Annotated in this window: 6 protein-coding genes and 2 pseudogenes; 1 reads left to right on the top strand and 7 read right to left on the bottom strand. The window is 57.9% G+C overall.

The window, feature by feature from the left end:
- The 3 genes and pseudogenes from J2751_RS13550 to J2751_RS13540 all read right to left on the bottom strand — a co-directional run.
- Positions 1-410 (bottom strand): annotated as a pseudogene (locus tag J2751_RS13550) (ISH6 family transposase); the annotation flags it as partial.
- A 153-nt stretch (positions 411-563) separates the two neighbouring features.
- Positions 564-1,763 carry an orc1/cdc6 family replication initiation protein gene (locus J2751_RS13545; protein WP_209486786.1) on the bottom strand — a complete coding sequence of 400 codons (1,200 nt, stop codon included), beginning with the start codon at positions 1,761-1,763 and terminating at the stop codon, positions 564-566.
- A 376-nt stretch (positions 1,764-2,139) separates the two neighbouring features.
- Positions 2,140-2,850 (bottom strand): nucleotidyltransferase family protein, encoded by a 711-nt coding sequence (locus tag J2751_RS13540; RefSeq protein WP_209486784.1) that lies wholly within the window; start codon positions 2,848-2,850, stop codon positions 2,140-2,142.
- A 167-nt stretch (positions 2,851-3,017) separates the two neighbouring features.
- Between J2751_RS13540 and J2751_RS13535 the strand changes: the two genes are divergently transcribed.
- Positions 3,018-3,758, top strand: a complete 741-nt coding sequence (locus tag J2751_RS13535) for an MBL fold metallo-hydrolase (protein WP_209486782.1) — start codon at positions 3,018-3,020, stop codon at positions 3,756-3,758.
- 354 nt (positions 3,759-4,112) lie between these two features.
- Here J2751_RS13535 and J2751_RS13530 read toward each other — a convergent pair.
- From J2751_RS13530 to J2751_RS13515, 4 genes and pseudogenes are all read right to left on the bottom strand, one after another.
- A pseudogene (locus tag J2751_RS13530) lies at positions 4,113-4,512 on the bottom strand (PIN domain-containing protein).
- A 3-nt stretch (positions 4,513-4,515) separates the two neighbouring features.
- On the bottom strand, positions 4,516-4,782 hold the full coding sequence (locus tag J2751_RS13525) for an AbrB/MazE/SpoVT family DNA-binding domain-containing protein (RefSeq protein ID WP_209486781.1): 267 nt from the start codon (positions 4,780-4,782) through the stop codon (positions 4,516-4,518).
- Between the two features lie 341 nt (positions 4,783-5,123).
- Positions 5,124-6,131: an IS110 family RNA-guided transposase gene (locus tag J2751_RS13520; protein ID WP_209486780.1), complete on the bottom strand. Its 1,008-nt coding sequence runs from the start codon at positions 6,129-6,131 to the stop codon at positions 5,124-5,126.
- Between the two features lie 358 nt (positions 6,132-6,489).
- Complete coding sequence (locus tag J2751_RS13515) at positions 6,490-7,701, bottom strand: orc1/cdc6 family replication initiation protein (RefSeq protein ID WP_209486779.1); 1,212 nt, start codon at positions 7,699-7,701, stop codon at positions 6,490-6,492.
- Positions 7,702-7,861 lie beyond the last annotated feature (160 nt).

The raw sequence follows: 7,861 nt of genomic DNA, 5'->3' as shown, positions 1-7,861 counted from the left end.
CGGTAACTGAGAGAGGTAGCGAGATCGACGCTCTTGGCGGCGATATCTTGTTGATAGCGGTTCTGCCCGTCGAAGTCGAGAACGTCTTCGACGGGCCGGAAGTAGCTAGATTCGCCCTGGTCAGCGGCGGTATCTTTGACGTAATGAAGGGGAAATTCGTGCTCACCAGCGGTTGTGACGGCTGTGCGGGTATCGGTTCCAGCTCGTTGGAACCTCTGTTGACCGTTGCCGGTGGCATGTTTTTCGCCACAGAGCGCCTCGACGCGGGCCGCGTCGAGGCTCTCGACCAGCCCCTCGAGGAGGACTGATTCGACGTTCTGATCAGTGATGAACTCAGCCAACGTGGCCAGCGGTATCGTTTTGTCGTCGTCGATGCTAACGGTCAACCGCACGTCGATTGTAGCGTGCATGGGTTGCCTCGTAGGTTGGACACCAGAGGCAACCCGTTCCTCACGGGAGCCAGTTGCTACTGAACTCTAGAGGACTTTGTGACACGACCAAAACTTCGGACATCAACCGGACACACCCCTCGTTTCGTCTGTTCTGCGTCCCAAGGGTGCAGATCACGTCGGCTCAGATTCAATCGCGTCCCGCGTTTCGATGACGATGGTTGGATCGAGTGCTAACTCGTACTGGTAGTGAGCACCACCTGCGCGCCCCTCGTTGTGCTCGGTCCGTTCGAGGAAGCCGAGCATGGTGAGGTCCGCGAGATGGTTCTGGATGCTTTTGAGCGTGGTGAGCGGCTCCTGACGCCTGCTCTCGGCCACCCGAACGTATACCTGCTGTACGTGCTTCGATTTGGCAGGCGTCGATCCGCTGACTTCGAGTTTCGCAAGCGCTTCGAGGATCAGCTGGCCATGCATCGTCTGATCACGCAGTTTATTCTCGACGCGACCACGTTGAACCCGATCGACTGCAACCTCGATATGCTCGTCTGTGATCTTGGTGGCACCGTTCTCCTCGGCGACGTCGCCGCCCTCTCGGAGCAGGTCGATGGCCTGTCGTGCGCTTCCAGTGTCTTTTGCTGCGTTGGCTGCGGCGAGTTTGATCGCCGAGTCGTCCCACGCATCCTCAATCAACGCTTTCTCGGCTCGAGTCGTGAGAATTGACCGAAGCTCGTCGGCGTCGTACGGTGAAAACGCGATCTCCTTTTCCATTAGCGTGTCCTTCACCTTCGGACTCAACGAGGAACGAAACGCGTAGTTGTTGCTGATCCCGATTACGCCCACTCGCGAGGCAGTCAAATGATCGTTTGCGCGTGCTCGTGGAAGTTCATACAGGAGTGTGTTCGGATCCGAGAGATGGTCTATCTCGTCGAGAACGAATAGATACGTCCCGCCGTTTGAATCCATCTCTTCGTAGAGCGTTTCTAGTGCGTGTGCCGTCGAATGGCCGGTCTCTGGAAACGGCTCGCAGTCATCCCCACGGATGCTGTTAATCAGTGCTCGGACCGTTCGATAGACCGTATCGTCGTTACAGTTTCGAAAATGGACGTGGAGTTCGTCTGCATCATCTCGTCGCGTCACTTCCGCTTTGAGCGCAGTCATGATATACTCCGTGACGGCGGTCTTTCCGACTCCGGTTTTCCCGTAGATGAATACGTTAGAGGGATTCCGACCGAACAAGACGTCCTTCAGTGCGGAGCGGAAGGCATCGATCTCGTCTTCTCGTTCGACGATCTCGTCCGGCTGGTACTCCTCCGAGAGAATCGCCTTGTTCGCGAAGAGGGTATCCGTGATATCCGAAAAGAGATCCTCGTTCATTATTCGTGTCTGCCAACAACCTATTTGTATATAAATCTGTGTATTCGTCTGTTTCGTCTGTTTCGCTATTAGATACTCTTCTTCCCAAATCGAGAGAAGAAGTACCGGAGAGATATAGATAACAGACGAAACGAGGGGTGTGTCTCACCGATCTTCGGGTGAGCAAGCAAAGTGTCTCGGAACTTAATCGGGGACGAATCATTCCACATTCTGCCCCAAAGAACAGACGAAATGAGGGGTGTGTCTCACCACTCCCTGTTGTCGCAGACGCGAAGAACAGACGAAACGAGGGGTGTCTCCCTCCGAGTTCTGGAATTGACATCCTCGCGCGGTTAAGACGAGAAGGGTCTCACGGCACAGAGGAGGTCATACTGGCCTATCCTATTCCACAGACGAGTTTTGCCGCCTGCTCGATATCCCCTGGCTCGTTCACGTTCACGCGCGGGCCGAGCTCAACGGTCTCGAAGTCGAACCCCGCACGGCACAACAACCCGACCGCCTCACTCAACTGGTACTCTCCCTCTGCAGAGGGCTGGACGAGCGCACACGCGTGAAACGTCTCTTCCGGAAGCACGTAACACCCGGTCGTCACCAGCTGCGACGGCGGGTCGTCGGGCTTCTCGACGATTCCCGTGATCGCCCCCTCTTCCGTCTCGATCACGCCCGTCGTCCGAGCGACCTCGCGTGAGACTTCTTCGACTCCGAGCACTCCGTCGACTCCCTCCGCGCGTACCGCCTCAAGCGCCGGTGTCACTCCGTCAACAAACACGTTATCGCCGTTCACGAGCAGAAACGTCCCGTCGACGGCGTGTCGCGCCTGCAACACGGCATGGCCCAACCCCAGCTGCTCGCGCTGGTGGACGTACGTGATCGGCACGTCGCGATACGCGTCGCCGAACTGCTCGACGATCTGGGCGCCTTCGTACCCGATGATCACGATCAGCTCGTCGACGCCGGCTTCGACGGCCGTGTCGAGCGCGTAGGCGAGCAACGGTTTGCCGGCGACGTCGACGAGTCCCTTCGGTCGATCGTCCGTCAACTCGCCGAGCCGCGTTCCGCGTCCGGCAGCGGGGATGATCGCGTCCATACCGGGGACACTGCACCCAGTCACCTCAAGCCGATGGTCCCTGGACAGGCTGCCGACGTGATTGCCAGATCGCCTCCAGTCGACGACGCCTCAACCGAGTACTCGGAGTGTTTCCGTCACCAACGGCTCCACACACGCTCTTGCCGGTTGAGGTGTATGCCTCCCGTATGCGCCTCACCGTGCTCGGAACCGGTAGTGCCCTCCCGTCACCGACTCGGCTCCAGACGGGAGCAGTCGTCGAGCGTGCCGATGACTCCCTCCTCGTCGACTGCGGCAGCGGAATCGCCCACCGACTCGCGCAATCAGAAATCGACTACCGCGACGTCGACACCGTCCTGCTTACGCACACCCACCTCGATCACGTCGCCGACCTCCCGACCTTAGCCAAAGCGCGCCTGCTCGACGGCCACGAGGCGTTCACAGTCGTCGGCCCGCAGGGTACCCGAGACGTCTGTGACTCGCTGTTTGCCGTCGATGACCTCGCCGATCGCCTCAGCCTTACCGTACGTGAACTCTCACCCGGCACGGACCCGTTCACGATCGACGAGTTCGAGATCGAGCGCGCTCCGACAGATCACTCGAAGGTCGGATACGCGTACCGGTTCGACGGACGACTGACGATCGCCGGCGACACGGCACCGACCGAGTCGGTCTGTACACTCGCGGACGGTTCGAACGTACTCGTCCACGAGTGTGCGTATCCGGACGGTACGGAGTCCCCCGGTCACTCGACGCCGACAGCACTCGGACAACTGCTCGCAGACGTCGATGTCAATCGTGTCCTGCTCACGCACCTGTTTCCCGAGACGGAACCGTACGCCGACGACCTTGTCACCACCGTCGGCAAGTACACGGACGTCACCGTGGAGGTTGTGACGGATCACACTCGCATAACGATCGATGAATAGTACTCGATCGTCGGCGGTCTGTTGCATCACGGGATCCAACCGCAGTGGGGTCGATCTGGCGGACGTGGGTCGACTCCTGCGCGACACAGTCTCTCACAGAGGCCTCGTTGCCGCAAGTGAGACGCGACCCTCCCGTCATCGTAGCTCGACCGATTCCGTCAGAAATCATGACTTCCGCCTATCGGGGGTGCTACCGGCCGTATGGAGCAATTCGTTGATCGAGATGTTATACTTAATCAACTCACAGATTGTACGAGCCCGAGACAATGGAATTCGTCGGCTCTGCTGAAATCCATTCTTCAGGCATACTATCGCCTGAAATAGCCGGTCGCTGAAGAGTGCGTATTGACAGAGTCACTCCGAAAATCCGGATTCCAAGGGTGTGCGGTCGAGGCCGACAGTGTCGTAGTCCTGCTCGGTCGAAAGAACACACTTCTCGCCGGTCGTGACGAGTCCGGCATGAAGTGCGTCAAATGGTGTGAGATCGTACTCATCGAGGAACGCTGCGGCGGCCAGAACCGCGTCCTCGTGTTCTTTCGGGACGATCGGAACTAGTTCGAGCAGGTTGGTGATCGCCCGTGGTGCGTCGATCTCATACTCGGCAGTTTCACGGTCGTAGAACAGCACCAGCACCTCGGCATATGCAAGTATCGATGTGTGAATGTCATCGCGCTCGTCGAGGGCACGGATTGCGGCCTCCTGAAGCCAGTCATCATCCTTTACACGCTGTGAGAAAGTCAGTTTCGACGTACACACGTCACTCCTCACCGGCCTGTGACCGGGCTTCTGCTTCCTCACGAACCTCTCGAGAGATCGCCTCACGCGCGTCTGTTTTCAGATCGGCGGCTTCCGTCTCTACGAACGCATCGCCAACGGCAGCACGGAGCCCCGCTATCGGGTCCTCGTCGACAGGGAAGAGAGCGACATGACTCGGGAGTTCGACGATACGATACTGGTTACCGAACCTCTCTCGGACGTCTTTTGGGAGGTAAATCCGCCCTCGTTCGTCCGTCGATTTTGACATGGTATACTCTCGTGTTGTACGGGAAGGCTCAAAAATTTTCCCGCTATTATACTATATTTCACGTCTACTTTCCCGCCTCTACCTGTATTGACCACAGTCGAGTCAGAATGTATCACCTATTGAGGATTTCAACACCTATGAAAGCCTGCTAGCGCAACAAACCACGTCTGCGATACTATATTTTTCGCCGGAATCAATGCCGAGCTTGGTCATGAGAGAGAATTACAAGCAGGGGCGGTGATGGCTCAGGAACCAGCCGGCAGGCGGTCAGAACGTGAACGCGTTAGCTGTAGCTCACACCCGCTGCGACCGGCCGATGAGGGCCGCCGAGCCGGCGGCCCTCAGGCACTCACCTCTGGTGGATCGTACACCTCCTTTCGGTCGAGCATATGGAAGATCGACACGAGCAGTTTTCGCGCCGTTGCGACAATCGCTATCTGGTGGTTCTTCCGCTGTTTGAGTCGAGCGTAAAACCGTCCAAGATACGGATCGTTACACCGGTGAACCGCTGTTTGAACACACTGAACGAGGATCCAGCGTAAGTCTCCACTTCCGCGTTTCGAGATCGATCCTTCCGTCCGCGAGTCGCCTGACTCGCGGACGACCGGATCCAATCCCGCGTAACTCACCACCTGCTTCGCCTCGTCGAATCGGTCGATCTCACCGATCTCCGAGGTGATCAGCAGCGACGAGTAGAAACTCACGCCCGGAATCGTCATCAACAGCTGCGTCTCCTCAAGAGACGCAGCGGTTTCCTCGATCAACGTTTCGAGTTCCTCTATTTGAGCGGTTAGCTCGTCGATGATCGAGAGGAACGACTCCATCAGCTGATCGCCGACCACATCGAGCGAGAAATCCTCGCCGGCGAGGATTTCTCGCCCGTTCACGCTGAATGGATCCCAGTCGTAGGTGATCCCGTGTTTGTCGAGTAGGGCGTGGACTTCGTTTTTGAAGTCCGTACGCTTTTCGACGAGTCTCTTTCGGCCGCGTACAAGTGCGCGGCGCTCTCGGAGTTCTTCGGACGGGACGTAACTCTCGGCGATCATGCCGGCTCGGCGAAGTTGCGCGAGCAACTTCGCGTCGAGCCGGTCGTTTTTCACCTCAGCATAGCCGATCGCTTTGGTTTGGGTAGGATCTGCGACAACCACGTCGAGGTGTTCGTCGAGGGTGTCGTAGACCGTGTAGTAGTTGCTGGTTGCTTCGAGCGCCGCTTTGGCTCCAGCGTATTCTTCGGCAACGTCGTCGAGATTCGCGTTTGCGACGCGAATCTCTTCGACGACCTCGGCATCGTCGTCCAAAACAGCGACGTGCGACTCATCTTTATGAAGGTCGATTCCGAGGTAGTGCATGGTTCCTCTGGAGTGGGTAGTGCGTGAAGGGAGCCACACCTATTCGGGCTCGCCGCCCGGATGCTGACGGCATCCGGGCGGCCTCCCATGATAGTGCGTCCTTGGCAGGTAGGCCAATCAGAGCCACGCGTTCTGAGACGCTGTTGAATCATCGGCCTTTGACCACCCCAGTACCTCTTCACGCACGCTGGGGACTTAGCAGGCTTTCATCCCATCAGAGCTAATCCACCCCCACCCCACCGTGTCAAGTGTTCTTCCCGAGGCAGGGTGGGCACTCTCTTCTGAGACCCCACCGTGTCGAGTGTTCGTATAAGACCGCCCGGGGACCATCCGAACGGACCCGACTGAATTCACCGAGTCACGTGATCCGTGCCGCCACGCCCGACGGGAGCGCGATGGAATCGAAATCCCGAACGACGTCGCCGACGATATTGAGGTCGACGTCGAACTCGTACTGGTAGTAGTGCCCACCCGCCCGCCCCTCGTTTTTCATCTGCCGATCGAGGATGCCGAGCATCGCCAGATCCGCGAGGTGGTCGTGCATTCGGCGACGGACGAGCGGGTCGACGTCGGATTCCTCCGCGATACGTCGATATAGCGGGTACACATCGCGGATCCGTGCCGGGGTCTCCTGTTCGAACGCGAGCTGTAACATCGCCACGAGTGCGAGATGCCCGTGTTTCGTCAGCTCGCGCATCCCGTGTTCGACCTGGCTCTGTTCGAGTTTTTCGCGAGCCTGATGAACGTGGTCCTCCGTCAGTCGCTCCTCGGCGTTCGTTCGTGCGATCTCACCGGATTTATAGAGGATATCCAACGCCTGACGGGCGCTCCCCGTATCTTGCGCTGCGATGGCGGCACACAGCGCGATCACGGCGTCATCCACTGCGTCGTCGTACATCGCACCGGACACTCGCTCTTCGAGAATGGCCCGCAGTTCCGGGGCGTTGTACGGCGAAAAGTGGATCTCCTGCTCACAGAGGGTGTCTTTCACCTTCGGAGAGAGGTCGTCGCGAAATCCGAAATCGTTGCTGATGCCGATCACGCCCGGTTTCGCCTTCGAGAGGTAGCCGTTCGAGCGGGCTCGCGGGATCTCATACAGGATCTCGTCGTCGCTGCCGATGTGGTCGATCTCGTCGAACACGAGGAGGATCGTCCCGCCAATCTGGTCGAGTTCCTCGTACAGGATATCGAACACGCGCTGTTGGGGATACCCGGTTGTGCTGATCCGGTCGTCTGCGGGTCGCAGCTGATTCACGAGGTTGACTGCGACCTGGTAGGACGATGAGAGGTTCGTACAGTTGAGCCAGCAGACCGAGAGTTCGACGTCGTCATACTGCTCCGTATCTCGCTGTAGTTGCTTCAACAGATACCGAGAAACTGCTGTCTTCCCGACGCCCGTTTTTCCATACAAGAAGATATTTCGGGGTTGTGCGCCGTTGACGATCGGCTGAAGCGCGGCCATATACGTCGAAATCTCGTCCTCGCGAGCGGTGATCGAATCCGGCTGGTAATCTTCACGGAGCATGTCCTCGTTGCGGAAGATCTCCGTATCTCGTGTGAACGTCGCCATCCTCTATCGCATTCGATTCGGTCCGTACCTATAAAACCACCGCGTCAAGTGTATCGTATGAAGATACAGATTGTTAGAGTCTGTCGATTAGCACTTGACACAGTGGAGTGTCTCACAGTCAGTCCTCACTGATAGCAACCAGGAATAACACTCGACACGG

Origin of the sequence: Halorubrum alkaliphilum (assembly GCF_017873815.1) — an archaeon.
In the GTDB taxonomy this organism is placed as follows: domain Archaea; phylum Halobacteriota; class Halobacteria; order Halobacteriales; family Haloferacaceae; genus Halorubrum; species Halorubrum alkaliphilum.
The sequence above is the reverse complement of the archived record's forward strand: the minus strand, read 5'-3'. Positions and strand labels throughout refer to the sequence as shown.